Here is a 26,818-nt window from a genome sequence, read left to right as displayed (position 1 = left end):
GCGTCAATGCAGGAAGCCGTTGGAAATCCAGGGTACGGCGGCCACGACGATCAAGCCGATCACGAGCGCGACCATATAGCCGATGATCGGCTTCATGCCTTCGTCGGGATGGATGCGGCTCACGGCGCACGCCGAGTAGTAGCCGACCCCGAACGGCGGCGCGAACAGGCCCCCTATACCCTCAACCTGCTGAAATCGCGCGCGGATCTGCCGAAGCTCAAGCGCTTTCAGGACTGGCTGTTCGACGAACTCGGGGCGGGCTGAAGTCGCCTTTGCAAACACCATTGGGAGATCGGGTGCTTGGCGTCAGGCTCGTCCAATGGAATTTGACATTCCGGCTTTTCGCTTCGTATATCCACTCAACCGGCGCCGCGCCGTCAAATCAGAACGGGATGACCGCCTTCGCCCATACGGCCTCTCCAGCCGGCCGGTTGTGCACGAAGAATTCCTTCACGACGCGCGCTTCCAGGCTGATCTTGCTGAACTGATAGCGAACCCCCGGCCCGATCGCAAACGTCTGTCCGCGAAAGCCGTCGCCGTTGACCGGCTGCCCGTTCTGCATGTCGTTCGTCGTCTGCTCGACGAAGTAGCCCGATAACCCGACGCGCACCTTCGGCGTGACCGCATAACTCGCCGAATAGTCGAAGTGAAATAGATTGCCCGAGTGGTAATGCGTGTCGTCGTTCGGGGAATTGAAGCTATATGTGAACTTCGCAGACACCTCGACCTTGTCGTTCGGCAACCATGAGGCGGCAAACACTGGCCGCGCGGTGTAGTAGTTCTTGCCCGTGTTCAGCGCCGCATGCGGGTCGTACTGGCCGGTCGGAAACACGAATTCGATCGCGGCCACCGTGCGCAGCGCGCCCGAGCCCCACGCGATCAGCGCGGGGCTGACGATCAGGTCGCCGAGGTTGGTACGGTCGAACGACGCGCCGCCCGCGTCCAGCGCCAGATGCTCCATCGGCAGCACCGCATACGCGCCGTAGCGTCCGCCAAGCACCGACAGGTTCGACATCCAGACGACGCGCGGAATCAGCACGTCCGCATCGAGCTTGAAACCCGGCACCGAGTTGTTGCCCTGCGAATCGTTGAAACGCGACGCATGGTAATGCGTGTAATAAAGCAGGCCGTACAGCCCGGCCGGCGGCAGCGCGCCCGCGAAGAACGCTTCGGCGCCCTCGCCGATCGTATCACTGCCGCCCTCCGTCGCCGATGCGCCGGTGCTCAACATGATGCCCGCGCAGGCCGCGAGCGAGATCAATCCGAATGCCGCCTTCCGATTCATCCTTGTCTCCATGATTCGTTATGCTTACTGTTTTTCTTATGTTGGTTCAGGCTAACCTTCCCGCGCTGCCGCCACGCATCGTGTCTTCCGATACCTGGCGGCAATGCGTCCTGCCGATGCACTACTCGTTGAAATGGTCAACGACGAGACGGTTGAAACGCGCCGCGTGCTCGATCTGCGTCCAGTGCCCGCACTGGCCGAACACGTGCAGTTGCGCATTCGGCAGCAATTCGAGCAGCTTCAGCGAGCTTGCTAGCGGAATGACGCGGTCCTCGCGCCCGTGCACGATCAGCGTGTCGTGCGTCAATGCACGCAGCTTCGCTTCGTCGCTCGCGAGCGCATCGACCCAGCGCTGCCGCGGCGCCGGAAACATGTTCGCGAACGCCTCCTGGTAGCCGGGCCGCACGCTGGCTTCGTAGCGCAGCTTCGCGAGCTCGTCGTTCACGAGCGCGCGGTCATACGCGAACACGTCGAGCAGCGCGCGCATGTTCGCGATCGACGGCGTATAGCCCCACACCGCGTCGAGCCCTTCGGTCAGTGTGAAGCGCGTGCCCGCCGCGCCCATCAGCACGAGCCGGCCTACGCGCGCCGGCGCGCGGATGGCGAGCGCGAGCGCCAGTGCGCCGCCGAACGAATTGCCGATCACGTGCGCACGCTCGACGCCGAGCGCATCGAGCAGGCCGAGCGCATGGTCGACCCAGTTGTCCATCGAATACTGGTAGCCGGCCGGGCGTTCGGTCTCGCCGAAACCCGCCATGTCCGGCGCGATCACGCGGAACTGCTGCGCGAGCGCGGGCATCGTGAGGCGCCAGTTCGCCCAGGCCGTCACGCCTGGCCCCGATCCATGGATCAGCAGCACGGGCGGACCGTCGCCAACGTCGTGATAGTTCGTGTCGATGCCGCCGGCGACGATCCGGCGGCCAAATTCAGGATTGCTTGACATGACGTTCCCCAATCGATTGTCGGATGCGGCGCGCATCAGCGCCCGCGCTGTTTCGCGCTCTGCCCGCCGATCCCGAAATGCCCCTTCGGCATCTCGGTGATGATCACGCGCACCGATTCGACCGGTGCATCGAGCGAGCGATGAATGGCCTGCGTGACCTCGGCGATCAGGCGTTCCTTCTTGTCGTCGTCGCGGCCTTCGAGGATGTAGAGATGCGCTACCGGCACGATGGCCTCCTTGTTTCGTTCAGATGAAGCGCAGGCCGATCGAGCCGATGTCCTGCACGCGCAGCGTCACGCTGTCGCCAGCCGCGACAGCCACCGCCTCGGTGATGCCGCCCGACAAAATCAGGCTGCCGGCCGGAATCGATTCGCCACGCGCGCCGAGATGGTTCGCGAGCATCGCGATCGCGGCGGCCGGATGCCCGAGCACCGCCGCGCCCGCGCCGAACGCGACCGGCAGCCCGTTCTTCTCGAGCACGACGCCGAGCGTGCGCAGATCCACGCCGCCCACGGCGAGCGGCCGGCCGCCCGCGACGAAGCGCGCGGCGGAGGTGTTGTCGGCCACCACGCTTTTCAGGTCGAACTTGAAGTCGCGGTAGCGGCTGTCGATCACCTCGATGCCGGCCACGACGAAGTCGGTCGCGGCCAGCACCGCGCCGATATGGCAGCCCGGCCCCTTGAGCTCGGCCTTCGTGACGAATGCGATCTCCGGCTCCACCTTCGGGTGGATCAGCGCGGACGTATCGCACTCGCCGCCTTCGGGCAGGTCGTAGATATCGGTCAGGAATCCGAACACCGGCGTGTTCACGCCCATCTGGCGCATCTTCGCGTGCGACGTCAGGCCGGCCTTGTAGCCGACGATCCGCGCGCCGCGCCCGAGCTGCCGGCGGCGGATCGCATCCTGCACCGCATACGCGTCGTCCCAGTCCATTTCCGGATGACGGTCGGTGATCTTCGTGGTGTCGCGCGCTTCGCGCATGCAGTCGTCGAGATGCGCGGCGAGCGATTCGACGATATCGGTCGACAGGTTCATGCGGCCTCCCGCTTTGCTTGCGCCGCGCGCGCCTTCGCGAGCGTCAGCGCGGTGTCCTCGATCATGTCCTCCTGGCCGCCGACCATGCCGCGCCGCCCCAGCTCGACGAGGATGTCGCGTGCCGGAATGCCGTACTTGTCGCCGGCGCGCTTCGCGAACAGCAGGAACGATCCGTACACGCCCGCATAGCCGAGCGTGAGCGCGTCGCGATCGATGCGGATCGGGAAGTCCATCATCGGCACGACGAGATCCTCGGCGACGTCCTGGATCTTCCAGACGTCGACGCCGGTCTCGATGCCCATGCGCTCGCATACCGCGACGAACACTTCGAGCGGCGTATTGCCCGCGCCCGCGCCGAGCCCCGCCGATGCGCCGTCGATCCGGTTGGCGCCGGCCTCGATCGCGGCGATCGAGTTCGCGACGCCCATCGCGAGGTTGTGGTGGCCGTGAAAGCCCAGCTCGGTCTCAGGCTGCAGCGCGTCGCGCACCGCGCCCAGCCGCGCCTTCACGTCGTCGGGCAGCATGTAGCCCGCGGAATCGGTGATGTAGATGCAGTTCGCGCCGTAGGCCTCCATCAGCTTCGCCTGCTTCACGAGCCCTTCCGGACTGTTCATGTGGCTCATCATCAGGAAGCCGACGGTATCCATGTCGAGCTTGCGCGCCATCGCGATGTGCTGCTCCGACACGTCGGCCTCGGTGCAGTGGGTCGCGACGCGGATCGTGTGCACGCCAAGCGCGTGCGCCTCCTTCAGATGATCGACGGTGCCGATGCCCGGCAGCAGCAGCGCCGACACCTTCGCGCGCTTGAGCAGCGGGATCACGGCGCCGAGGTATTGCGCGTCGGTGTGCGCGGGAAAGCCATAGTTGACCGACGAGCCGCCGAGGCCGTCGCCGTGCGTGACCTCGATCAGCGGCACGCCCGCTTCGTCGAGCCCGGTCGCGATCGAGCGCATCTGTTCGAGCGTCATCTGGTGACGCTTCGGGTGCATGCCGTCACGCAGCGTCATGTCGTGGACGGTGATTCGCTTGCCTTTGAGATTCATTGCCGTTCCTTGTTCGTCCGTTGATTCGTCATGCGCGGGTGCGCCATGGCGCGCATCACGCGGTTTCCGGCGCGGCCGGCGCGGCCGGCGCGAGTGGCGCGAGTGGCGCGAGCGCGAGACGGCCTGCCAGCAACTCCTCGGCGAACATTTCGGCGGTGCGCGCGGCGGCGGCCGTCATGATGTCGAGGTTGCCCGCGTATTTCGGCAGGTAGTCGCCGAGGCCTTCGACCTCGAGATACACCGACACGCGCTTGCCGTCGAACACCGGCCCGTTCACGAGCCGGTAGCCCGGCACGTAGCGCTGCACGTCGGCGATCATCGCGTGCACCGATTCGACGATGCGCGCCTCGTCGGGCGTGTCCTCGGTCAGGCAGTGCACGGTGTCGCGCATGATCAGCGGCGGCTCGGCGGGGTTGATCACGATGATCGCCTTGCCGTCCTTCGCGCCGCCGACCTGCGCGACGGCCGCCGCCGTGGTGCGCGTGAATTCGTCGATATTCTTGCGCGTGCCGGGTCCGACCGAGCGCGACGAGACGGTCGCGACGATCTCGCCGTATGCGACCGGCTGCACGCGCGAGACCGCGCGCACCATCGGGATCGTCGCCTGGCCGCCGCACGTGACCATGTTCACGTTCATCTCGCCCGAGCCGATGTGGTCCTTCAGGTTCACGGGCGGCACGCAGTACGGGCCGATTGCGGCCGGCGTCAGGTCGATCATCAGCACGCCGAGCGCGTTGAGCTTGCGGCTGTTTTCCGCGTGCACGTAGGCGCTTGTCGCGTCGAATGCGATCTGCACGCCGTCGGCCTGCACGTGCGGCAGCAGGCCGTCGACGCCATCGGCGGTGGTCTTCAGGCCGAGTTCGCGCGCGCGCTTCAGGCCATCGGAGTCGGGATCGATGCCGACCATCCAGACGGGTTCGAGCACGGGGCTGCGCATGAGCTTGGCGAGCAGATCGGTGCCGATATTGCCGGGGCCGATCAGCGCGCAACGGATTTTCCGGGTCATGAGGAATCCTTGTTTTGCAATAAATGAGCAGTGAATGAGAACCGCGCCGCTCACGCGAAGCGCACCGAACACGCACCGATCCCACCGATCGACACGCGGAAGTTGTCGCCCGGGCTGACCGGCGCCATCGCGGCGAGCGCGCCGGACAGGATCACTTCGCCAGCCTTCAGCGCAATGCCGTGGCGGCCGAGCGTGTTGGCAAGCCAGGCGACGGCGTTGACCGGCGAGCCGAGCGCGGCCGCGCCCGCGCCGGTGCCGATCACGTCGCCGTTCTTCTCGAGCACCATCCCGCAGGTCGCGAGATCGACGCTGCGCGTGCTCACCGCCTTGTCGCCGAGCACGAACACGCCGCACGATGCGTTGTCCGCGACCGTGTCGCCGATGCGGATCTTCCAGTCGCGGATCCGCGAATCGACGATCTCGAAGCACGGCATCACGCATTCGGTCGCGGCCAGCACCATCGCGTTCGTCACGCCGGGGCCGAGCAGGTCGCGCTTGAGCACGAAGGCGATCTCGCCTTCGGCCTTCGGCTGGATCAGCGTGTCGAGCGCGATGCATTCGCCCTCGCCGTACACCATCCCCGACAGCAGGTAGCCGAAATCGGGCTGGTACACGCCGAGCATGTCCATCACCGCCTTCGACGTAACGCCGATCTTCTTGCCGATGACGCTCTCGCCCGCATCCAGGCGGCGCTGCACGAAGCGCTGCTGGATCCGGTAGGCGTCGTCGACCGACAGGTCCTCGTGCTGCGAGCTAAGCGGCGCGATGGGCATGCGCGAGGTCATCGCGTCGTACAGCCGGTCGCCCAGCGTGGAGATCAATGTGGAATCCATATGAATCGTCCAGTCAGTAGGTCAGTAGAAACGGCATCAGAGCTTGATGCAGACGTTGCGCAGTTCCGTGTAGAACTCGAGCGAATGCACGCCGCCTTCGCGGCCGATGCCCGATTGCTTCGCACCGCCGAACGCGGTGCGCAGGTCGCGCAGGAACCACGAATTGACCCACGCAATGCCGACGTCGATCGACGCCGCCACGCGATGCGCGCGCGACAGGTTGGTGGTCCAGATCGCGGTCGCCAGCCCGTACACGTTCGCATTCGCGCGGCCGATCACCTCGGCCTCGGAGTCGAACGGCATCACGAGCGCGCACGGCCCGAAGATCTCCTCGCGCCCGATCGGCGAATCGTCGCCCAGGCCCGTCCAGATCGTCGGCTGCACCCATGCGCCGTCACGCAGTTCGTCCGGCATGTCGGGCACGCCGCCGCCCGTGACGATCGTCGCGCCGAGCTCGGCCGCCTTGCGGTAGTACGACAGCACCTTGTTGCGGTGTTCCTGGCTGATGAGCGGCCCGATGCCGGTCGTGTCCGCTTCCGGCCGGCCCGGCTGCAGCCGCTCGGCGCCGGCCTTCAGCGCGGCGACGAAGCGCTCGAACAGCGGCCGCTCGACATACACGCGCTCGGTGCCGAGGCAGACCTGCCCCGCGTTCGAGAAGCACGAGCGCAACGTGCCCTCGACGGCCGCGTCGAAGTCGCAGTCCGCGAACACGATCGCCGCGTTCTTGCCGCCCATCTCGAGGCTGACGGGCCGCGCGCCGTCGGCCGCCGCCTTCATGATCGCCGCGCCGGTGCGCGTCTCGCCGGTGAAGGTGATCGCGTTCACGCCCGGATGGGTCGTCAGGAATTCGCCGGCCGAATCGGGCCCGAAGCCGTGCACGACGTTGTAGACGCCGCGCGGCACGCCCGCCGCGTTCATCACCTCGCCGAGCAGCGCCGCGGTCTGCGGCGTTTCTTCGGATGGCTTGACAACGACCGTGTTGCCGCATGCGAGCGCGGGGCCGACCTTCCACGTCATCAGCAGCAGCGGCAGGTTCCACGGGCAGATCACGCCGACCACGCCGACCGGCCGGCGGATCGCGTAGTTGAGCGCGCCCGCGCCATCGGGCGTCGCCATTTCGAAAGTTTCGCCGGGCACGTTCTTCACGACGTCGGCGAATACCTTGAAGTTCGCCGCGCCGCGCGGGATGTCGATATGGCTCGCGAGACTCACCGGCTTGCCGGTGTCGGCCACTTCGGCTTCGAGAAAATCGTCGAAGCGGCGCGTGATGCCGTCGGCGACCGCGTACAGTATTTCGACGCGCTGTGCGACGGTGAGACCGCCCCACGGCCCCGCCAGCGCCGCGCGCGCCGCCTGCACTGCCGCGTCGACATCGGCGCGGCTCGCTTCGGCGACGCGCGCGATCAGCGCGTTGTCGAGCGGCGAGCGCTTGTCGAACCAGCGTTCGCCCGCACGATAGTCGCCGTCGATGAAGTTGCGGACCAGCCGCGGTTCCGGCTGCCCGCCGGCGGGGCCGCGTGTCGCGGCTTTGGGTTCCGTGTCGTACATGATGTGTGTGCCGATAGTCGTGAATCCGTGAGCGGATTCGTTCCTTAAATAATGTGCGCGTGGCGGCCCGTCGCCCGTCACGCGCCGCCGAGGCCGACCGCGTCGAGGCCGACCGCGTCGAAGCCGACCGCGTCGAGGCCCGCGCGCGCGCAGCTTTCGTCCTGCGCCTCGCTGCCGCCCGACACGCCGATGCCGCCAATCAGCACGCCGTCCTCGACGATCGGCAGCCCGCCGCCGAACGCGACGAAGCGCGCACGCAGCACGAGCCCCTGCCGCACGGCCTCCGAATGCGCGGCCAGCGCGTCGTGCCACGCACCGGTCGGCAAGCCGAAGCTCGCGGCCGTGTACGCCTTGTCGATCGCGATGTCGATCGAATGCAGCGGCGCGCCTGGCATCCGCACGAATGCCGCGAGCAAGCCGCCCGCATCGACGACGGCGACGTTCACGCGCACGCCGAGCCGCTCGGCGGCCTGCGCCGCCGCCTGCGCGGCGCGCGACGCGGCGGGCCAGTCGATCACGCGCGTGCCGACGCTGTGGGTCGAATCATTGCGAGCCATGACGCTGTGCTCCTGTGAAGGTGGTCAGGTGTAGACGGTCGTGAACGCTTCGTTCAGCTCGCCGGAGTGGAAGAAGATCCCGCGCCCGAGTTCGTCCTCGGTCCACGTCGTGACCGGGCGATCGGGCTGCGCGAGATAGCCCAGGCCCGCGAAGGTCTCGTTGCGGTTGCCGCTCGGATCGAAGAAGTAGATGGTGGTGCCGCGCGTGATCCCGTGGCGCGTCGGCGCGACGTCGATCTTCACCTTGTTCTTCGCCATCACGTCCGCCGACTTCAGCACGTCGGCCCAGTCGTCGAGGAAGAACGCGATGTGATGCAGCCCATTACTTGGGCCGCCGACGAACGCGATGTCGTGCGGCGTCGTGCTGCGGAACATCCACGTCGCGGCCTGGATCGTGTTGCCGGGGCCGACCATCACTTGCTCGGCGAGGTGGAAGTCGAGGCATTCGGCCATGAAGCGCGTGTTCTCCTCGACGCGGTTCACGCCGGCCTCCGGGTTCATCTCGCACATCAGCAGGCAGTGGTCGAGCCAGTGCACGGCGGAGCCCGGAATGTCGTCGGGCCACGGATCGGGGTTCAGCGAACCGACCGCGGTGCCAACGAATTCTTTCTTCGCGAACAGGCGCAGCTCGTGCCCACTCGGCAGCAGGAAGCGCAACTGGCGGCCCACGCCCGGCAGCGCGCCTTCCGGCAGCATCTCGGTCGCGATTCCGTATGCTTCGATGCGCTGCTCGAGCGCGTCGAGGTCCGCGTCATGCTCGACCTTGTACGCGGCATGCTTGAGCCCCGCCTGGTCCGACGGCGAGAGGATCAGCGAATACTTGTCCCATTCGTCCCAGCATTTCAGATAGACGTTGCCGGCCGCGTCGCGCATCGTCTCCTGCATGCCGAGCACGCGTATGTAATGCCGCAGCGCCGCTTCCATGTCCATCACCTTCAGATTGACATGACCAATACGCATCACACCCATGATGTGTCTCCTCCAGATTACTTTTTGATAACCGGCGCCCCGGCACAGGCCGAGCCGCAAAAGAAAGGCTTCTTCAACCGGCCGGCCACTTCCAGCTCCACGTCGCCGTCCGGCGCCACGCGGCACGCGAGCGCATAACCGTCGTCCTCCTCCTCGGCGCTCACGTGCGCGCGGCTGATCGGCCCGAGCTTGCGCACCGCGCCGCGCAGCACGCGCACCTTGCACACGCCGCAGCCGCCGTTCAGGCAGCCGACCGGAATGCCGCGCCGGCCGAGCTTCGCCATGCCGGCGAGCAGCGATTCGCCGCTCGCGCATGCGTAGCGCTCGTCGGTCTGCGCGATCGTCACCGTCCCGCACACACGGCTCGCGTCCATGTCACACCCGGCGGAACAGCGGGCTGCGCGTCTGCTGCGCGTCGGCCGCCGAGATGAACTTCTCGTGATAGATGTCGCGCTCGAACAGGCGCCCCTGCATCAGCGCGGTGATGCATGCGTCGATCATCGCGGGCGGGCCGCACAGATACGCCTGGTGGCCCGAGAAGTCGCCGTCGAAGTGCGCCTTCGCGACGTCGTGCACGAACCCTTGCGCGACGCCATCGCCGGCATCCGCCGCGCCTTCGGACAGCGCCGGCACGTAGGTGAAGTTCGGGTAACGTTCGGCGAGCGCGCGGAACTCGTCGTGGTAGTAGAGCTCCTTCGCGTTGCGCTGCCCGTAGACCAGCGTGATCGGCGCGGTCACGCCGCTGGCGAGCAAATCGGCGATCATCGAGCGCGGACTCGACAAGCCCGAGCCGCCAGCCATGAAGATCATCGGCAGTGCAGCCGAGCGGCGCACGAAGAAGCGGCCATATGGGCCGGACAGGCGCACGCGCTCGCCGGTCGCGAGCTTTTCGTGCAGGTAGCCCGTGCCGAGACCGCCCGGCACCTGCCGCACGTTCAGCTCGATCTCGCCGGTCGCCTCGACGTCGGCGGGTGCATTCGCGATCGAGAACGCGCGGCTCTGCCCAAGGCCGGGAATCTCGAGCTGCACGTACTGGCCCGCCTGAAAATGGATCGGCTGCGAGAGCTTCAGCCGGATCGACTTGATGGTCGGCGTCAACTGCTCGATGCGCGTGACGTCGGCGGCGAAGTCCTTGACCGGGATGATTTCCGCGTCCGGGTCCTCATCGACGTCGGCCTCGATCACGGTATCGGCCTGCAGCGTCGCGCAGCATGCGAGCGCCTTGCCCTCCTCGCGCTCGAAGTCCATCAGCGCGAACGGGTTCGCGTCGCCGAGATCGGTTTCGCCGTCCAGCACCGCGACCTTGCAAGTGCCGCACAGCCCGTGACAGCACGCGTGCGGAATGTAGATGCCCTGGCGCAGCGCGGCGTCGAGCATCGTCTGTCCTTCCTCGACCTCGATCGTGACGCCCAGCGGCTCGATGGTAAGTTGATGGCTCATGATGGTTCGCCCGTCTACGTGACGATCAGAAACTCGCGCCGGCGAGGCCATCGAGGCCCGGCGTGCGGAAGCTGATCAGATCCTTGTGCCCGAGGCCGTTGCCGGCCAGGCTCTTCGACGCGTCCGGCGTCCACGGCTTGCCGGAGCGGAACCACTCCACGCGGTCCCAGTCGATCTTCGCGAAGTCCGGGTGGTAGCCGTAGACGGGCGGCAGCACATCGCTGGCCAGCGCGCCGAACGGCAGGTCCGGCGGCAGCGGCAGGCAGAATGGCGCCGGGAACATCAGGTGGTCTTCCCAGCACACGTACAAGAGCGGCGCCGGAAACTTCCCGACCGCGTCCTTGATCGGGAAGTCGTAGGGTTTGAGCGCGATGACGGTCATGCTTGTCTCCTGTCGGCCGGCGTTCGCGCGTGCGCGCGTGCGCCGGTCTCGTTCGAGGTTGCGTATTGGCTACGCTTTGATTGCGTATCGGTTGGGTATCGGTTAGGTATCGGTTGCGTATCGATCAGTTGCTGGTGGCCTGGCCGCGCCATGCCGCGAAGTTCTTCTGATCTTCCGAGCCTTCGAAATCGAGGTTGTCGCGGCCCATGCCCACCTCGTAGTAATCGAGCACCGCGGCGAGCGGATCGAAGCCTTCGGCACCCGGATCCGCATCGGGCGGGAAGCAGTTGCCCTGGTAGATCTGGTGCACGGGCAGCCACGCCTGCACGTATTTCTGCGGCTCGTGGTCGAAGATTTCCTTGCAGTGGTCGCTGCAGAAATGGAACTTGTTGCCGAGGTAGTCCGATTCGCGCGCGCCGATCTTCGTCGGGTTGCCGGGCTCGGTGAACAGCATCGGGATCTGGCAGGTCTGGCACAGCATCGGCAGCGTTTTCATGTAGAAGCGCTTGCCTTCCTTCGCCTGCTCGCCCCAGTATTCGAAACGCGGCCGGTAATAGCGGTCGAACGATTCCGGATACTTCGCCGACAGCCATGCCATCTCGTCTTCGGTCGGCACCCAGGTGTGGAATGCGGAAGCCGCGTTGAACCCGTAGAACGTCGACCATGCCTGGTGGCTGATGTGGTCCTTGCCTTCGCACGCGTCCTGCCAGCCCTTCGGCTCGCGAATGCCGTAGCGCGCGAGATCCTTGAACAGCGCGCCGCCGTTCTGCTCCGCGTACATCTCCCACGATTCGCGCCAGCTCATCACGCGCTTGGGCTGCATGTAGTCCATCATCATCGCGACGAGCGTGAGCAGCCGGTAGCCGCGCCAGAACCACTTGTCGATCCAGCGCTGCACGATCGGCACGTTGCCCGGGTCCTGTTCGAGCATGAACTTGATGCACTCGATGCCGAGCGTCATGTGGCGCGACTCGTCCGACTGCGCGGAGAAGCCGAACGTCACGGTCGACATGTCGCCGTTGTACGCGGCGCCCGACATGAACGGCACGAACAGCAGGTTCGTCAGCACGTACTCGAACGAGAAGCTGACTGCGGTGAGGAACTCGAACGGTCCGGCCGAGTACGCATCCTCGAAGAACGACTTCGGCACCGACAGGTACCACACGCGATCGAACCAGTGGTTCGAGTGATGCATGCCGTTGAAGAACTTGTTGTAGGTCGACATCGCGTGCGTTTCGGTCTGGTAGTGCCGCAGCTCGTCGATCGACTGCATCTGGCACGCGATGCGCGCGCCCTCGCCCGTAAAGTGCCGGCCGACGTGCGCGAAGCCGCGGTGGGCGAGATATTCGAGCGGCGTCACGCCCTGGATGAACAGCTTCAGCGCGTTGATGTAGCGCGCGTCGGTCACGCCGAGGAACGCGTTGTTCTGCGTGAACGCGTCGATTACCGCGTAGAGCTTCTTTTCCTTCTCGCCCTGATATTTCCAGTACGCGTCCATCGTCAGGCGGAACGGATCGACCCACTTGTCCCAATCGTGAATCTTGATGCCCTCGTAGCGGTCGTACGGAAAGACCTTGTCCATCGGCTGGTAGGTCGTCTCCCAGCCGAGGCCGCGCGTCATCGCCGCGTAACGGTCTTTCAGGCCGAGCTTTTTCTTGAGCGTTGGCGTGTCCATTCGTGTCTCCGGTGTTATCGGCGCGCGTGGCGCGCTGTTCGTTTCAGTGCGACCAGCTCAACGTGAACTGGTCGTCGTCTTCGTCGATGTGGCCCGACAGCGTGATCAGGTTCACCTGGATCTGCTGCAGGTCGAAGCGCGCGCCGGTCAGTTCCTCGATCGTGTCGCGGCGGATCGTCAAGCGGTCCGGCGAATCGATCTTCACCATGCCGGGCGATTCGACGACGACCGCGCTCGGGTTATCCGCGACGATCGCCTCGACGATTGGTCTGGATTCCTCATTAGCCTGAAAGGCGATGAATACGTTTGACATGCGTGTTTCCTCAAGTGAAGTCGTGGCGCCGGGTCAGTGCGCGATGCCGAGTTTCCCGATGCGGGCGCGGAACTGCTCGCCCGCCTCTTCGAGCGCCGCGCCGCCTGCGTCGCGCAGCGCCCGCTGCGCCACCGGCGCCAGCGCCTCGGTCGCCCGCGCGGCCCAGTCGCGCGTCCAGCGCGCGAGCAAGGCACGGTTGTCGTCGGATTCGGCCGCCATCGTCTTCACAACCGCATCGACCCAGCGGTTCGATTCCGTGTGCCATTCGGGCATGAACGCGGTCAGCATCGCGACCGCGGAGCCGCCGGCGAGCGCGATCCGTTCATCGACGAAACGGTCATAGACGAGCGGATACAGCAGGCCGTCGAGCGCAAGGTTCTGAGCGATGAACAGCTCGACCGGGTCGGCGACGACGAACGTGTCCTCGACATAGCGGCGCAGCGGCTGCCATGCGGCATCCGTCTGCCAGGCGGCCTTCGCCGCGTCGAGCGCATCGGGCCCGTCCATCGACAGCGCGAGGCGCGTCAGGTACTGCGCGACGCCCAGGTTGTCCATCGCATGAAACATCGCAGCCGCGGTGAACACGGTGCCGTAGCCGAGCGCGCAGATCTGCGCGTTGTTCATGTTCGCGCCCCACGCCGCATGGCGCAGCGGCACGAGAATGTCGAGCGCTTGCGCGGCAACCTCGTCGGGCATCAGGTCGATCATCCGGCGCGACTCGACGAACTCGAAGTTCGATTCCATCGTGTCCTGCTGGCGCGCGCGCGCGGTCGCCCACGATGCGTAGTAGAACTGGCGGGGATCCTTCAGCGCATACCAGTTCTCCATGCGGATCGCGGTGCGCGACGCATCGAAGATCTCGTGATCGGGATCCCAGGTCGGGCGGTAATGGAAGTTCGCCTGGGGCTGCGCGCCCATCATTCCTTCCTGGTAGCGCGTCGCCGTCTTGTCGCCGCCGATATGCCGCGCCACGTGCGCGAAGGTGTGGCGAAGCGGCTTGATGTCGACTGTCTTCAGCTCGATGGTCACTTCCTGCTCCTCAAGGTCTTGGGTTCGCTTCGTGGTCCAGCCGCGTCACGTGCTGCTCGGCGCAGAACGCGTCGAACGCGGCAGGAGGCAACGTCAGCTCGACGACGAGCTCCGGTGCGCCGCCAATCGAAAGCTCGAATTCGACGAAGCCGCGGCTGTTGGTGCCGGTCACCCGGACGTACTTGCAGCCCGGGTCGAACGGGGGTTGATCGGTTGTCGTTGGATCCATGATCGGTGTCGCCTCCATGCCGCACTTCAATGCAGCATCCGTGCCACCTTCGTCCGTCCCCGCAAAAAATCTCGATAATTCAGGGAAAGCCCTGAAACAAAATTCGTATTCGCGAAGCACAATGCCGGTTAACCAGAATGGAAATCTGCTTCGGGCCGCCGCCCCAAACCCCAACAAAACGGCCATTCTCATCATTTGAGCAACCCGGAAAGACACGTTTGCTCAAATGATCAAATCCGCACCGGGTGGTGCGAGCGGCAGCGAAATTCCAGAAAATCACGAGATATTTAGACGGAGACGACATGACGCGGTCCAGCCTGCCCCCTTTGCCGCCCGACGCCGACCTGCGCAAGCTGATCCACTTTTCAGCAAGCGACGGCCGCATCTGGCTCGCCGGCCAGCGCATGGTGCTGCTGCATACCGGCGCGCTGGCCACGCTGCGGCAGGAACTGATGGAAAGCGTCGGGCCGGCGCAAACGCGGCGCTTCTTCACGCGCGTGGGCTTCGCGGCCGGCGAGCGCGACGCGGCGCTCGCGCGCGAGATCCGCAGCGGCGCGTCGCTGTTCGACACGTTCCACGTCGGCCCGCAGCTGCACATGCTCGAAGGCGCGGTGCAGGTCACGCCGGTGCGCTTCGACGCCGATCCGGCGACAGGCACGTTCCACTTCGAATACCGCTGGGAACATTCGTGGGAAGCGGACGTGCACCGCCGCACGTTCGGCCCGCAGCCCGAACCCGTGTGCTGGATGCTGATCGGCTATGCCACGGGGTACACGAGTGCGTTCTTCGGCCGCCAGATCCTGTTCAAGGAAACGGCCTGCGTCGGCATGCACGCGCCGCATTGCGCGATCGTCGGCAAGCCGGCCGAGGCGTGGCCGGATGCGGAGGAAATCTCGTCCTGGTTCAAGGCCGACTCGCTGATCAAGACGATCCGCGACCTGCAAACCGAAGTCGAATCGCTGCGCCTCGAGATCGCGCCCGACGACGACCGGACCCGGCTCGTCGGCCGCTCCGAAGCATTCCGCGCGGCCTACGCGCTGCTGGAAACGGCCGCGCCGACCAAGGTCGCCGTGCTGCTGACGGGCGAAACGGGCGTCGGCAAGGAGCGCTTCGCGCGCGCGCTGCACGGCCTCAGCCCGCGGGCCGCGAAGCCGTTCGTCGCGATCAACTGCGCGGCGATCCCGCATGCGCTGATCGAATCCGAGCTGTTCGGCGCGGAGAAAGGCGCGTTTACCGGCTCGCAGGCCGCGCGTGCCGGACGCTTCGAACGCGCGGACGGCGGCACGCTATTCCTGGACGAGATCGGCGAACTGCCGCTCGACGTGCAGGCAAAACTGTTGCGCGTGCTGCAGGAAGGCGAGGTCGAACGGCTCGGCGCGACGCAAAGCCGGAAGGTCGACGTGCGGGTCGTCGCGGCGACCAACCGCGATCTCGAACAGGCGGTGCGCGACGGGAGCTTCCGCGCCGATCTCTACTACCGGATCAACGTCTACCCGGTGCTGATCCCGCCGCTGCGCGAGCGCCAGGACGACATCGCGCTGCTCGCGGATGCGATGCTCGCGCGCTTCGCGTCGCTGCACGGCAAGCCGGCGCCGACGCTGACCGACTACGCGTATCACGCGCTGTGCGGCTATCGCTGGCCGGGCAACGTGCGCGAGCTGGAGAACCTGATCGAGCGCGCGGTGATCCTGTCGCGGCCCAACCTCGCGGTCGACGCAAAGGACCTGTTCCCGGGCATCGGCCTGCCGGGCGGCGCCACTGTCGACCACGCGGGGCAGATCCGGCCGCCGTCCGCGATGACGATCGATTGCGCGGGCCTGCTCGACCAGTTGCAAGGCGGCGGCCTCGAAGGACTCGAACGGGCGCTGCTGCATGAAGCGGTCGACCGCGCGAAGGGCAACCTGTCGGCCGCCGCGCGCCTGCTTGGGCTGACGCGCGCGCAACTCAGCTATCGCCTCAACCGCAATCAGGACCAGGAGGACGTGTGACATGAACACCATCCTGCCCCCGCATGCGTCAGTCGCCCCGTTGAGCGGCGACGCGCTGCCCGCGACCGACCCGGCCGCCGACGATGCGATCGAACCGCATGCACGCACCCTCAGCGAGCACGCCTACCACCAGCTTCGGCAACACATCATCGAAGGGCACTACCCGCCGGGCGCGAAACTGCGCGTCGAGCATCTGAAGACGGTGTACGGCGTGGGAGCCGCCACGTTGCGCGAGGCCCTGACGCGGCTCGTCAGCGATGCGCTCGTGGTCGCCGAAGGACAGCGGGGATTTCGCGTCACGCCGATGTCGGTCGCGGATCTGGAGGCGATCACGCGGCTGCGCATTCACATCGAAGTCGACGCGCTGCGCGAATCCGTGCGATATGGGGACGCCGCGTGGGAGCAGCGCGTGCGACAAAGCTTCGAGATGCTCTCGGCGTGGGAGCAACCGGTGTCGATCGAGCACCGGGCGGCGTGGGAAGCCTGTAACCGGCGCTTTCACGAAGCACTGATCTCGGCGGCCGCGTCGTCGTGGACCTATCTGATCTTGCGCATGCTGTCGCAGCAGAGCGAGCGCTACCGGCGCGTGTGCATCGGGCTCGGTGATTCGAAGCGCGACGTGCATGCGGAGCACACGTGCCTGTTCGAGGCCGCGATGCGGCGCGCGGATGCGCGCGCCGCACTCGCGCTCGAAGACCATATCGGCACGACGCTCACGGTGGTGCGCAATGCGCCGCCAGGCGCCTTGCCGTTTTAGGACAACGCCGCGATCACGCCACGGGCGCCGGGCGATAGCCGTTCGAATCCTGGCCTCGGAACCGCGCCAGTAGCTTCATAAAGATTCGGGTAACGAACTTTCCTCCGGCCGCCAGCATCAGGGCGAGTCCGCTGCGTGGGGCGGCACGCATGCGTAAGCGACAATCTCGACCGGCACTTCCTCGCGCGCGAGCCCGGCAACGACGAAGGACGCGCGATTTGGAAATGGCGGCAGGCGACTCTAGATGAGTCAATAAATATTGCTACAACTCGACTTAGCGAGTTAATATACAAGCTCAATATGAGTCTAAATCGAGCCCAAAGGGAGGTTGCGCCGTGAGCAAACAGGACGCGTCAAGTCGTCGGTATAGAAGCGGTGAAGCGGCGAAGTTGGCTCGCATGCCCGCCGCGACGTTGCGCATCTGGGAGCAGCGCTACGGCGTCATCTGCCCGCCCACGAGCGAATCCGGCCAGCGGCTCTATTCCGATGACGATGTGCACCGGCTGCGCCTGCTCAAGGCGCTGGTTGGCCGCGGCCATGCGATCGGGTCAATCGCACGTCTGGAAGGTAGCGCGCTTGAAGCGTTGGCCACCAGCAAGGCGAAAGACAAACCTCTTGCGGCGCACGGGTCCTCCGCTGCTGCCATAACGATCATCGCGGTCGGCCTGGGCGAGCTGGAGCCCAACGAGTGCATTTCGGCAAGCTTTGGGTCGCTCGACGCGTTGCTGCGGAGCAGCGCCGCCACGCGCGCGAGCGGCCTGATCGCGCGCGTGGCGGCGCTCCACCCGGAGACAGTCGACCAGCTTGCCGAAGCGGCGACGCGCATCGGTGCGAGCGAGGTAACCGTGGTGTTCCCGTTCGGTACTCAGGAGGCCATACAACTCGCGGCACTGCAGGGCATGACGCTCAGAAAGCGCCCGGACGGCCTGCTACGCGCGGACGAGCTGCTCGCTGAGTTCACGACTGCTCTGCGGCAGCGCAATCCGGGCGAATCCTCCGGTCGGGGCCTGTGGCTGCGTTCGGCGCGACGCTTCGACGATGCCACGCTCGCGCGACTGGTCCGTCTGTCTACCACGATTGCCTGCGAATGCCCGAAGCATCTGGCGGAACTCATCATGCAGCTGTCCGCGTTCGAGGGCTACAGCGACCAATGTCTGTCACGCTCGCCGGCTGACGCGCTGCTGCACCGGCACCTGGGCGACACCGCCAACCGGGCGGTCCGCATGTTCGAGGACGCGCTCGCTGAAGTCGCGCAGCAGGAAGGCTGGGACGTGATGGAACCGCCCTCGCTGGCCACCTGAGCGGCAAACCGATCATCTCTAACACCCCTCCAACAGGAAGACACAATGGGTGCCGTCATCGACTCACAGGCCGTCATGGACAGCAAGACCGTTGAAGGCGCGCCTCTGTCACAAATCATCCGTCAACGTCTGCGCCGGGCGGGCCAACGTTTTCACGCCAACGACAACATCGCCGCCCATTTGCGCGAAGGCGAACTGGATGTCCTGCAGCAGGAAGTCGCTGGCCACCTCGAAAATGCGCTGCGCGCGCTCGTGATCGACGTCGACGCAGACCACAACACCCGCGATACGGCAAAGCGAGTGGCAAAGATGTTCGTACAGGAGGTGTTCTCGGGCCGTTATGAGGCGCCGCCGCCAATCACCGAATTTCCGAATATCGGGCAACTGAACGAGCTCATGGTGGTCGGGCCGCTGCGTGTGCGCAGCGCCTGCTCGCACCACCTTTGCCCGATCATGGGACACGCCTGGATCGGGGTGCTGCCCAATGCGCAGTCGAATCTCCCGGGACTATCCAAGTACTCGCGCCTCCTGAACTGGGTCATGGCACGGCCGCAGATCCAGGAAGAGGCTGTCAAGCAGATCGCCGATCTGCTCGAGCGCCGCATCGGGCCCGACGGGCTGGCGGTCGTTATCGAAGCCGATCACTACTGCATGCACTGGCGCGGCACCAAGGACGATGGCGCAAAGATGACCAGCAGCGTCATGCGCGGACGCTTCCTCGACGACGCCGCCTTGCGCCGCGAGTTCCTGTGCCTGCTGGCCACAAAGGGAAAATGATAGGGCCATCCGCGGCCGCGCCCGGCTTTGCAGATAACGGGCTCGCTCAACCCAGAGTCTGGCCGGCGCCTTGATCGCGGTGTCATGCCGTGACGCATGCACCCGCAGTCACCGTTGCTGCGCAGTGCGGTGAAGCAGCGACGTATCGTAACCGAGCGCGGCGGCCCGTTCGTAGAGCATGTCGCTCAGCGCTGCGCAAGGACGCGCTTCGCGCGTCAAGATCCAGAGAAAGCGGCCCGATGGTTCGCCGACGATGGACCACGAGTAGTCTTCGGCGTGATCGAGAACCCAGTAATCGCCGACGAAAAACGGGCCCCAGAACGAGACCTTCAGCTTCGCACCACCACTTTGCGACACGACCTTGGCCCGGCCCAGCGACTCGCGTGCGTGCCCATCCGGTCTGCCTTCCCGGCAGGTGTTCCGAACGCCGATGTAGCCATCATCGCGCCTCCAGTACTCGGCCGTCACGCCTTCGCAGCCACGCTCGAAGCGGTTGTCGTAACGGGCGAGCTCGTACCAGCGTCCAAGATAGCGATCAAGCTCGACCTCTTTGGCGGGCGCGGGCACATGCCCGTTGCCTTCAGGTCCGCCGGTGATCGCAGCGCATGCCGCCAATGCCGCGACCGCGGCGATCAGCATGGCCCAGGTCACGGAGGAGCGAAGCAATCCTGTTTGCATTGTTTGCCCAATTTGAGGTTTTCGAATTCGTCATCGCTGGCTGGTCCGCCCCGGCACCTGAAGCCACTGCATCGATCAATGCCGATCGTGCGCGAGAGCCGCCAGCATCGCCGTGCCCAGGGCCCGGCCGCTCAGCCACGCGCCTTCCACGCGCCCTGAGCTGCACCAGTCACCGCACAGACCCACGCGCTCGGACGCCCGCCAGACATAGCCGCGTGATGCCGGGCTGGACTCGATCACCGCCTCGGCATCGCGCCACAGACACGCTGCCGCGGCGTCGGGTAATCCGGCGCCGAACGCAGCGAACGCAGGCATCAATGCCTCTGCAATCGCTTCGGGATGCAAAACCAGATGCCGGGCGCTCCACTCGGGGCTTGCGTGCAGAACCCAGACAGCAGCGCCGCAACGACCGGGCTTCGCGCTGTCGTTCGCCATCCAGCGTAGCGGGCCGCCATGCACGAACGCCGCGTCGAAGCCCAAGGCCGGAGGCGTCTGATAGCGCAGCATCAACGCCCAGCATGGGCGCATGCGTGCCCGGTTGGCCACGACCGAGAGCGCGGGTGATGCCCGGTGCAGCAAGCCGAAAGCGTCGGCCGGCGGCACAGCCAGCACGACCGCGTCGAACAGATCGCGAAAGCGGCCGATTTCTCGCGTCGTCAGCTCCCATTTGCCGTCGGCTTTCACGAGCGCGCACACCGTCTGCCCGGTTTCGACACACTGACTCGCAGCCGCCGTTGAAAGCACCGTGTCCATATAGGGAGTGCAGACATAACGTCCAGCGTCGTCGATGCGTTGGGCGACGCCGGCGGCGTCGAACGACACAAACCGACCCCGCCACTGCGCAGCCATCCCGGCCTCGCACCAGCCCTGCACCGTTCGCGCGAAATCCGCGTCTCGCACCGTGAAGAATTGCGCACCGTGGTCGCACTGCCACCCTTCACCGTGCCAGGTGCACATGCGCCCGCCCACGACCGCATTGCGCTCGAGGATCACGACGTCATGCCCGGCATCTGCCAGGACCTGGGCGCACGTCACACCGGCCATGCCCGCCCCGACTACGGCCACACGAGAAGTCATGCGCGCTCCTGCAAGCCTGGCGAATCGCTCTTCAACGCGGCCGTCGCCGTCCTTATCCAGTCTGAACATTGATTCATTTAGAGTCACCATGCAGACTCAATATCGTTATGATAGCCTAAAAAAATGGCGCTACCCCCACTCAACAGACAGTTATCGAATGCAATTTTTGACTCATTGAGAACGGAGACGCTCCCAAACGTCGCCGCGCGGCACGACGGCCTTCCCCTGTACAAAAGGAGTGGTTCGAATGAGCGGGACAAACGGCTTCAAGGGCAACAAGGCCGGTCTGCTTTGCAAGACCTGCGCCGTGTGCGGCCGGCCAATGACGTGGCGGCGGGCGTGGGCGAGGAACTGGGCCGACGTGCGCTACTGTTCGAACGGCTGCCGCCGGCGCCGGACTCAGGTGCGCGCATGACACGCCGCCTCGTTCTTGCGCTGGGCGCTCAGCTCGATCCTGACGCGAGCGCGTTCGACGGCTTCGAACCGGCCCGGGACGCAGTCCGGATGGCTGAAGTGGCACGTTCGAGCTCACGCCGCAGGCTGCGATGGCGTGCTTGCGGGCCATCCGTTCCGCGCACTGCGCCGATGACCTTGCCTGAACCCACGGGTTCCCATGGAGCAGCAGTCATGCCCATCACCGTTCTCATCACCGGCGCCACGGGCTTCATCGGCCGGAACCTGGTCGCCTCCCTGTCGGCCGACGGCTGTCGTGTCATTGCGCTTTCGCGACGCGCCCGGGACGCGCGCGCCATGCTTGGCCCACATGTGCGAGTCATTGGAGACCTCAGGGAGGTGACGAACGACGAAGCCATTGATGCCTGCGTGCACCTGGCCGGTGCCCGCGTGCTGGGTCTGCCGTGGAGCGCGACACGACGACAGACGCTGATCAACAGTCGCACCCGCATCACAGACGCGTTGCTTGGGTTGATAAGTCGACTCGCGCGGCCCCCTCGCGTATTGGTCAGTGCTTCTGCAGTGGGCTGGTATGGCCGCGCGGACGGCGACCTTGCGATGCCTTGCGACGAATCCTCGGCGTGCCAGCCGGGTCAGTTCCAGTCCAATCTGTGTACCGTTGTCGAGCGCACCGCCATGCATGCCGAAGCGCTTGGCACGCGCGTGGCGCGCATGCGGTTTGGCATCGTGCTCGGTATAGACGGCGGTGCCTGGCCGATGCAGGCTGCGACGGCACGCCTGGGCCTTGCAACCATTCTCGGTTCCGGTCACCAATACTTTCCGTGGGTTCACATCGCAGACGCAGTGGGACTTGTCCGTTTTGCAATCGCCAATGAACTGATCGGCGGACCGGTCAACGTTGTTGCGCCCGAAGTCAGCACGCAGGCGGAATTTGCGGAAGAGCTGGCAAGGTCCTTCGGACAACGCGTGCGGCTTCGACTACCCGAGGCACCTGTCAGGCTATGTCTCGGAGAAATGGCGGACCTGCTTCTCGACGGCCGTCCCGTCGTTCCGCGCGTTGCGTTGACATACGGGTACGAGTTCGCATGGCCGAGGCTGCATCGCGCGCTGGCCGATCTGGCCGATCTGGCCGATCTGGCCGGGCGCCACGCTCGCTGACCTTGAACCTGGTTCCGATGCTGCACCTTCTGAGCACCGCCCCTTCCTCGATTTCAACCGGAAACGGAAAACGATGTGCCGCAGCTTCCGCTACGTCCTGCCATCAAGTTTGCGGGCAGCCCCCAGCCGGATGACGCGGACCGCCTGCATCCGCAACCCAATTTCTAGCGTATCTGGGACATAAGAGGAGCGATCGTTTCGTGACGCACCTTACCGGCCTTACTACCGCCTACTTCACTTTACTGTCATGCTATATTCCGGGCCACATCCCTTGCAAAGCACAAGCTACCCCACGCCCGGCATGCAAGACACGCCCGACATGAGCACGAGCCACGATGCCGATGAGGTCCGCCGCGCTCATCTCAATCTCGTATTGCGCCGCGTCTGTGAAGGAGACCAGCAAGCTTTTACGGACTTCTACAAGCTCACCTCCTCACGTGTTTTTGCGATTGTCGTCCGGATGATCCACGATCGCGGCGAAGCCGAAGACGTGCTCCAGAACGTCTACACGAATGTGTGGCGCCGCGCGGACACGTTCGACCCGGAGCGCGGCAGCGCCATGACGTGGCTCGTTACGCTCGCGCGCAATGCCACGATCGACCGCATGCGCCAGCATCGCGAAGCCACGCTTGATGAGGAACAGGCGGCCGAAATCGCCGACGACGCTCCCAGGCCCGAGGATGTCGCCCAGTTCACCGAGGAACGGCGCCGGCTCGAACGCTGTCTCGGCGCGCTCGAGCCCACGCAGCGCAGCGCTGTGCGCGAGGCGTTCTTCAGCGGCTCGACCTATAGCGAACTGGCGCAACGTCTGCACGTGCCGCTCGGCACCATGAAGAGCTGGATCCGGCGCAGCCTGATCCAGTTGAAGCTGTGTCTCGAACGATGAATACGCCTGCCCCCTCCGACGACGAACTGCGTTGCGCCGAATATGCGCTCGGCGTGCTTGACAGCGACTCGCGCCGCGCGCTCGAGCGCGAGGTGCTGCGCAATGCGGCGCTGCGTGCGAGGCTGGATACCTGGCTCACGCGTTTCGCGCCGCTTGCAGCAGATCTGCCCGTCATCGATCCGCCGCCCCGTGTCTGGACCCGCATCCAGCGCGATCTGGGCTTCCTGCCCATTTCGACCACGCCTCGCGCGCGCGGCGGATGGTGGAACGACGTCGGCTTGTGGCGTTGGCTCGGCATCGGGGCGAGTGCCGCCGCGCTCGTGCTGCTCGCCGTCAACCTCGTGACGCTGCGTGAGGTGCAGCGTCCTGCTGCCGTGGTGGCGCAGAACGGCTACATGGTGGCGACGATCGCACGCAGCGACGGCGTCGCGCACTGGACTGCGACAGTCGACGTGCGGCGAGCCCGCATGGTGATCGTGCCCGCTGTCCATCCGCAGGTCGCCTCCGGCCGCTCCACCGAGCTGTGGCTGATACCGCCCGGCGAGAAGCCCATTGCGCTCGGCATTTTCCCGAGCGACGCACCGGCGTCGATGCCGTTGCCTGCACATATCCTCGCGCAAATGAGCACGCGCGCGGTGCTTGCCGTTTCCGTCGAACCACAGGGCGGATCGCCTACAGGGCAACCGACTGGACCGGTGATCGCGACCGGCGCGATGCATATCGCTTGAGCGGCGCACATCGTCGCAATCCGCACCGAACGCTCGGGCCGCCATTGGCGGCCTTTTTTTTGCTCTCCCGGCTTGCCAATCCCGTTGTGGATGCATCCATTCCGCCGCCCGGTACGTATAAGCGGATGGAATCCACAACCGGAGATCCTCGCCGATGCTCCCGATCGCCATCATTTCCGCAGCCGCAGCTGGACTGGCGCTGGCGTTTTCCATCGTCTGGCTATGGCAATTGCGCACCAACAACGCCGGCATGATCGACCCGGTATGGGCCGGCGCGCTTGGCGCCGTCGCCGTGCTCGCGGGCGTCGCCAGCAACGGCGCGACATTGAACCGGGTGCTCGTCGCGGCGGGTGGCGGCGCCTGGGGCATGCGGCTCGCACTCCACTTGTGGCGTCGCAACCATGGCAAGCCCGAGGATGCGCGTTATCGCCAGTTCCGTGAGCAGTGGGCGAGCGCTGCGCCGCGCAACTTCTTCTGGTTCTTTCAGTTGCAGGCGCTGGTCGCCCTGCTGCTTGCCGTCGCTTTCTTCGTGCCCGCCACGAGCCCCCAGACCGTGCCGATCGCAAGCGCGGCTGCCGCAGTCGCTGTCTGGCTGGTCTCCGTATCCGGCGAGGCGCTCGCCGACCGGCAGCTCGAGCGCTTCATCTCCGACGAGCGGCACCGCAACCAGGTCTGTCGCGCGGGTCTTTGGCGCTACTCACGCCATCCGAACTATTTCTTCGAGTGCCTTCATTGGCTTGCCTACACGGTGTTGTCGATCCGGCTGCCCTGGGGTTGGCTGACCATCGCGCCGCCGCTGCTGATGGCGTGGCTGCTGATGAAGGTGTCGGGCGTCCCGCTGCTCGAAGCGCGCCTCGCCAGGACGCGGGCGGGGTACGACGAATACATCCGGACCACCAGCGCCCTGATTCCCTGGCCGCCCGCGCGGGATCGCCATCCGCAGCCATGACGCCGCCCCCATCCACACACCGACGAGGAGCCGCACGATGAGCACGACCCTGACCCACTCACGCGACGACAAGGCCATCGACGATCACTGGATCATCCGCTGCTGCGAGCGAGGCTGGCTTCCCGATGCGCTGGTTCGCTCAGGCATGCGGCGCCTGCTTGGAGCGCGCCTGCGCGACGAGGGCGCTCGCGACAGCGAGCGCAGCGCCGAAGCCCTCCAGCGCCTGCTTGCCGAGCTGCGCAGCAGCCCCATCGCCATCGAGGCGCCGGCCGCGAACGCACAGCATTATGAAGTGCCGGCTGCATTCTTCGAAGCGCATCTCGGCCCGCGCATGAAGTACTCGTGCGGCTACTATCCGCGCGGCGACGAAACCCTTGCGCAAGCCGAAGAGGCGATGCTCGCCTGCTACCTCGAACGTGCCGGGCTTGCCGACGGGCAGCGCATCCTCGATCTCGGATGCGGCTGGGGATCGCTCTCGCTTTGGCTCGCGCCGCGTCTTGTGCATGCGGACATCGTTGCGCTGTCGAACTCGCACGGGCAGCGCCGATTCATCGAGGCGCAGGCAACCCGCCTGCGCCTGCACAACCTGCGGGTCGTGACCGGCAATATCGCCGACTTCGAATTCCCCGCCAGCGAGCCCGGATTCGACCGCATCGTCTCGGTCGAGATGTTCGAGCACATGAAAAACTACGGACTCCTGCTCGCAAAAATCGCGCGCTGGCTGCGCGACGATGGCCGCCTCTTCGTGCATCTCTTCGCGCACCGCACGCTCGCTTATCAGTTTGCCTCGCGCGATACCGCAGACTGGATGTCGCGCCACTTTTTCACAGGCGGCACGATGCCCTCCGCGGCACTGCTGCTCAACTTCCAGGACGATCTTCGCGTCACACGGCAATGGTGGCTGGACGGCCGCCACTACGCCCGCACGGCACAGCACTGGCTCGAGGCACTCGACAGCGCGCGCGACCGCGTCCTTGCGATTTTCGCCGACGTCTACGGCGAGGACGCCGCACTCTGGCTGCAGCGCTGGCGCATGTTCTATATGGCGGTCGCGGAGTTGTTCGGGTATGCGCAGGGTAGCGAATGGGGCGTCGCGCACTACCTGCTCGAGAAACGCGAAGCGCAGGCGCACGCATGATGCTCGCGAGGACATCGAGCGTCGCCTGGGTGCGCCTGCTCGCGGCAGCGCTTTTCGCCTCTGGCGCATTGGCACCCTTGTCGGGTTGCACCGGCGAACGCTCCAACCCGAACCCGCGCGCCGCGCTGCCGCTGCACACCGTGGCGGTAGACCTGCCGCGCTATATGGGGCGCTGGTACGTGATCGCCAACATCCCGTACTTTGCCGAACGCGGCTTCGTTGCGAGCCGCGCCGAATGGACTCTTCGTCCCGATGGCCGCATTGACGACGCTTTCATTGGCCGCAAGGGCGGATTCGATCGGCCCGAGCGCCGTTATCAGTTCCTCGATACGGTGAAGCCCGGCAGCGGCGGCGGCGAGTGGAGCGTGCGCCTCTTCTGGCCGGTCTATGTGACGCAGCTGACCCTGTATGTCGACCCGGACTATCGCTACACCATCGTCGGGTACCCGGGCAAGACGCTCGGCTGGATCTTCGCGCGGCAGCCGCAGATCAGCGAGGACGCGTATCGCGCGCTGCTGGCGCGGCTCGACGCGATGGGCTACGACACCTCGCGGTTCAGGCGCGTGCCCCAGTTGCCCGGCCCGGCTGGCCAGCCGGGCTTCGCAAAACCGGACGACGGCTGAGCGGCCCTGCATCCGACTCTTTGCCTCGTCCGTACCTACGCCGGAACAACCCATGCC

At 65.9% G+C, this 26,818-nt stretch carries 30 protein-coding genes and 1 pseudogene; 11 read left to right on the top strand and 20 right to left on the bottom strand.

The features are described from left to right. Positions 1-3: 3 nt before the first annotated feature. From P5W98_RS22810 to P5W98_RS22725, 18 genes and pseudogenes are all read right to left on the bottom strand, one after another. Positions 4-174: pseudogene (locus tag P5W98_RS22810) on the bottom strand (TRAP transporter large permease subunit); the annotation flags it as partial. A 208-nt stretch (positions 175-382) separates the two neighbouring features. Beyond that, positions 383-1,285, bottom strand: coding sequence for a SphA family protein (locus tag P5W98_RS22805; protein ID WP_421025845.1), 903 nt, complete (start codon positions 1,283-1,285; stop codon positions 383-385). Between the two features lie 121 nt (positions 1,286-1,406). Next, a complete protein-coding gene (locus P5W98_RS22800) occupies positions 1,407-2,228 on the bottom strand; it encodes an alpha/beta fold hydrolase (protein ID WP_421025846.1) in 822 nt (273 codons plus the stop codon). A gap of 35 nt (positions 2,229-2,263) precedes the next feature. After that, the gene (locus P5W98_RS22795; RefSeq protein WP_421025847.1) at positions 2,264-2,455 is read right to left on the bottom strand and encodes a 2-hydroxymuconate tautomerase; all 192 of its coding nucleotides are present in this window, start codon (positions 2,453-2,455) and stop codon (positions 2,264-2,266) included. Positions 2,456-2,474: 19 nt separating this feature from the next. Further along, positions 2,475-3,263, bottom strand: a complete 789-nt coding sequence (dmpH, locus tag P5W98_RS22790) for a 2-oxo-3-hexenedioate decarboxylase (protein ID WP_421025848.1) — start codon at positions 3,261-3,263, stop codon at positions 2,475-2,477. Continuing rightward, positions 3,260-4,306 (bottom strand): 4-hydroxy-2-oxovalerate aldolase, encoded by a 1,047-nt coding sequence (gene dmpG / locus P5W98_RS22785; protein WP_421025849.1) that lies wholly within the window; start codon positions 4,304-4,306, stop codon positions 3,260-3,262. Before dmpG ends, dmpH begins: the two co-directional genes overlap by 4 nt. 55 nt (positions 4,307-4,361) lie before the next feature. Further along, positions 4,362-5,312, bottom strand: coding sequence for an acetaldehyde dehydrogenase (acetylating) (locus P5W98_RS22780; RefSeq protein WP_421025850.1), 951 nt, complete (start codon positions 5,310-5,312; stop codon positions 4,362-4,364). Between the two features lie 50 nt (positions 5,313-5,362). Next, positions 5,363-6,145, bottom strand: coding sequence for a 2-oxopent-4-enoate hydratase (gene dmpE, locus P5W98_RS22775; RefSeq protein WP_421025851.1), 783 nt, complete (start codon positions 6,143-6,145; stop codon positions 5,363-5,365). 36 nt (positions 6,146-6,181) lie between these two features. Beyond that, a complete protein-coding gene (locus P5W98_RS22770; RefSeq protein WP_421025852.1) occupies positions 6,182-7,693 on the bottom strand; it encodes a 2-hydroxymuconic semialdehyde dehydrogenase in 1,512 nt (503 codons plus the stop codon). Between the two features lie 77 nt (positions 7,694-7,770). After that, positions 7,771-8,250: a GlcG/HbpS family heme-binding protein gene (locus P5W98_RS22765; RefSeq protein ID WP_421025853.1), complete on the bottom strand. Its 480-nt coding sequence runs from the start codon at positions 8,248-8,250 to the stop codon at positions 7,771-7,773. A 24-nt stretch (positions 8,251-8,274) separates the two neighbouring features. Continuing rightward, complete coding sequence (locus P5W98_RS22760; RefSeq protein ID WP_421025854.1) at positions 8,275-9,219, bottom strand: catechol 2,3-dioxygenase; 945 nt, start codon at positions 9,217-9,219, stop codon at positions 8,275-8,277. A gap of 17 nt (positions 9,220-9,236) precedes the next feature. Next, entirely contained in the window at positions 9,237-9,593 is a 357-nt protein-coding gene (locus P5W98_RS22755) for a 2Fe-2S iron-sulfur cluster-binding protein (protein WP_421025855.1), read from the bottom strand. A 1-nt stretch (position 9,594) separates the two neighbouring features. After that, positions 9,595-10,659 (bottom strand): NADH:ubiquinone reductase (Na(+)-transporting) subunit F, encoded by a 1,065-nt coding sequence (locus tag P5W98_RS22750; protein WP_421025856.1) that lies wholly within the window; start codon positions 10,657-10,659, stop codon positions 9,595-9,597. A gap of 25 nt (positions 10,660-10,684) precedes the next feature. Next, complete coding sequence (locus tag P5W98_RS22745) at positions 10,685-11,041, bottom strand: phenol hydroxylase subunit P4 (protein WP_421025857.1); 357 nt, start codon at positions 11,039-11,041, stop codon at positions 10,685-10,687. A 124-nt stretch (positions 11,042-11,165) separates the two neighbouring features. After that, a complete protein-coding gene (locus P5W98_RS22740; protein WP_421025858.1) occupies positions 11,166-12,716 on the bottom strand; it encodes an aromatic/alkene/methane monooxygenase hydroxylase/oxygenase subunit alpha in 1,551 nt (516 codons plus the stop codon). A gap of 43 nt (positions 12,717-12,759) precedes the next feature. Next, entirely contained in the window at positions 12,760-13,029 is a 270-nt protein-coding gene (locus P5W98_RS22735) for an MmoB/DmpM family protein (protein ID WP_421025859.1), read from the bottom strand. A 33-nt stretch (positions 13,030-13,062) separates the two neighbouring features. Then, complete coding sequence (locus P5W98_RS22730; RefSeq protein WP_421025860.1) at positions 13,063-14,058, bottom strand: phenol hydroxylase; 996 nt, start codon at positions 14,056-14,058, stop codon at positions 13,063-13,065. 10 nt (positions 14,059-14,068) lie between these two features. Then, on the bottom strand, positions 14,069-14,287 hold the full coding sequence (locus P5W98_RS22725) for a phenol hydroxylase subunit (protein WP_421025861.1): 219 nt from the start codon (positions 14,285-14,287) through the stop codon (positions 14,069-14,071). Between the two features lie 302 nt (positions 14,288-14,589). On the opposite strand from P5W98_RS22725, the gene P5W98_RS22720 reads away from it, so the two are divergent. The 4 genes from P5W98_RS22720 (at position 14,590) to folE (ending at position 19,110) form a co-directional block, all read left to right on the top strand. Beyond that, positions 14,590-16,275 (top strand): sigma 54-interacting transcriptional regulator, encoded by a 1,686-nt coding sequence (locus tag P5W98_RS22720; RefSeq protein WP_421025862.1) that lies wholly within the window; start codon positions 14,590-14,592, stop codon positions 16,273-16,275. 1 nt (position 16,276) lies between these two features. Then, on the top strand, positions 16,277-17,032 hold the full coding sequence (locus tag P5W98_RS22715; RefSeq protein ID WP_421025863.1) for a GntR family transcriptional regulator: 756 nt from the start codon (positions 16,277-16,279) through the stop codon (positions 17,030-17,032). 335 nt (positions 17,033-17,367) lie between these two features. Next, positions 17,368-18,333: a MerR family transcriptional regulator gene (locus P5W98_RS22710; protein WP_421025864.1), complete on the top strand. Its 966-nt coding sequence runs from the start codon at positions 17,368-17,370 to the stop codon at positions 18,331-18,333. A 45-nt stretch (positions 18,334-18,378) separates the two neighbouring features. Further along, positions 18,379-19,110: a GTP cyclohydrolase I gene (folE, locus tag P5W98_RS22705; RefSeq protein WP_421025865.1), complete on the top strand. Its 732-nt coding sequence runs from the start codon at positions 18,379-18,381 to the stop codon at positions 19,108-19,110. A gap of 108 nt (positions 19,111-19,218) precedes the next feature. On the opposite strand, the gene P5W98_RS22700 is transcribed toward folE, so the two are convergent. Then, positions 19,219-19,749, bottom strand: coding sequence for a lipocalin family protein (locus tag P5W98_RS22700; RefSeq protein ID WP_421042720.1), 531 nt, complete (start codon positions 19,747-19,749; stop codon positions 19,219-19,221). 114 nt (positions 19,750-19,863) lie between these two features. Next, entirely contained in the window at positions 19,864-20,865 is a 1,002-nt protein-coding gene (locus tag P5W98_RS22695; protein WP_421025867.1) for an NAD(P)/FAD-dependent oxidoreductase, read from the bottom strand. 247 nt (positions 20,866-21,112) lie between these two features. Between P5W98_RS22695 and P5W98_RS22690 the strand changes: the two genes are divergently transcribed. The 7 genes from P5W98_RS22690 to P5W98_RS22660 all read left to right on the top strand — a co-directional run bounded on the left by P5W98_RS22690 (position 21,113) and on the right by P5W98_RS22660 (position 26,761). Further along, positions 21,113-21,280, top strand: a complete 168-nt coding sequence (locus P5W98_RS22690) for a DUF2256 domain-containing protein (protein WP_421025868.1) — start codon at positions 21,113-21,115, stop codon at positions 21,278-21,280. Positions 21,281-21,492: 212 nt separating this feature from the next. Further along, complete coding sequence (locus P5W98_RS22685) at positions 21,493-22,437, top strand: TIGR01777 family oxidoreductase (RefSeq protein WP_421025869.1); 945 nt, start codon at positions 21,493-21,495, stop codon at positions 22,435-22,437. A 301-nt stretch (positions 22,438-22,738) separates the two neighbouring features. Continuing rightward, the gene (locus P5W98_RS22680) at positions 22,739-23,323 is read left to right on the top strand and encodes a sigma-70 family RNA polymerase sigma factor (RefSeq protein WP_421027031.1); all 585 of its coding nucleotides are present in this window, start codon (positions 22,739-22,741) and stop codon (positions 23,321-23,323) included. After that, on the top strand, positions 23,320-24,051 hold the full coding sequence (locus P5W98_RS22675; protein ID WP_421025870.1) for an anti-sigma factor: 732 nt from the start codon (positions 23,320-23,322) through the stop codon (positions 24,049-24,051). The genes P5W98_RS22680 and P5W98_RS22675 overlap by 4 nt, the downstream gene beginning before the upstream one ends. Positions 24,052-24,205: 154 nt before the next feature. Continuing rightward, on the top strand, positions 24,206-25,000 hold the full coding sequence (locus P5W98_RS22670) for a DUF1295 domain-containing protein (RefSeq protein WP_421025871.1): 795 nt from the start codon (positions 24,206-24,208) through the stop codon (positions 24,998-25,000). A gap of 37 nt (positions 25,001-25,037) precedes the next feature. Continuing rightward, positions 25,038-26,138 (top strand): SAM-dependent methyltransferase, encoded by a 1,101-nt coding sequence (locus P5W98_RS22665; protein ID WP_421025872.1) that lies wholly within the window; start codon positions 25,038-25,040, stop codon positions 26,136-26,138. Next, positions 26,135-26,761 (top strand): lipocalin family protein, encoded by a 627-nt coding sequence (locus P5W98_RS22660; RefSeq protein WP_421025873.1) that lies wholly within the window; start codon positions 26,135-26,137, stop codon positions 26,759-26,761. The genes P5W98_RS22665 and P5W98_RS22660 overlap by 4 nt, the downstream gene beginning before the upstream one ends. The last annotated feature ends 57 nt before the right edge of the window (positions 26,762-26,818 follow it).

It is taken from the genome of Paraburkholderia sp. A1BS-2L (assembly GCF_051125205.1).
Lineage (GTDB): Bacteria > Pseudomonadota > Gammaproteobacteria > Burkholderiales > Burkholderiaceae > Paraburkholderia.
The sequence above is the reverse complement of the archived record's forward strand: the minus strand, read 5'-3'. Positions and strand labels throughout refer to the sequence as shown.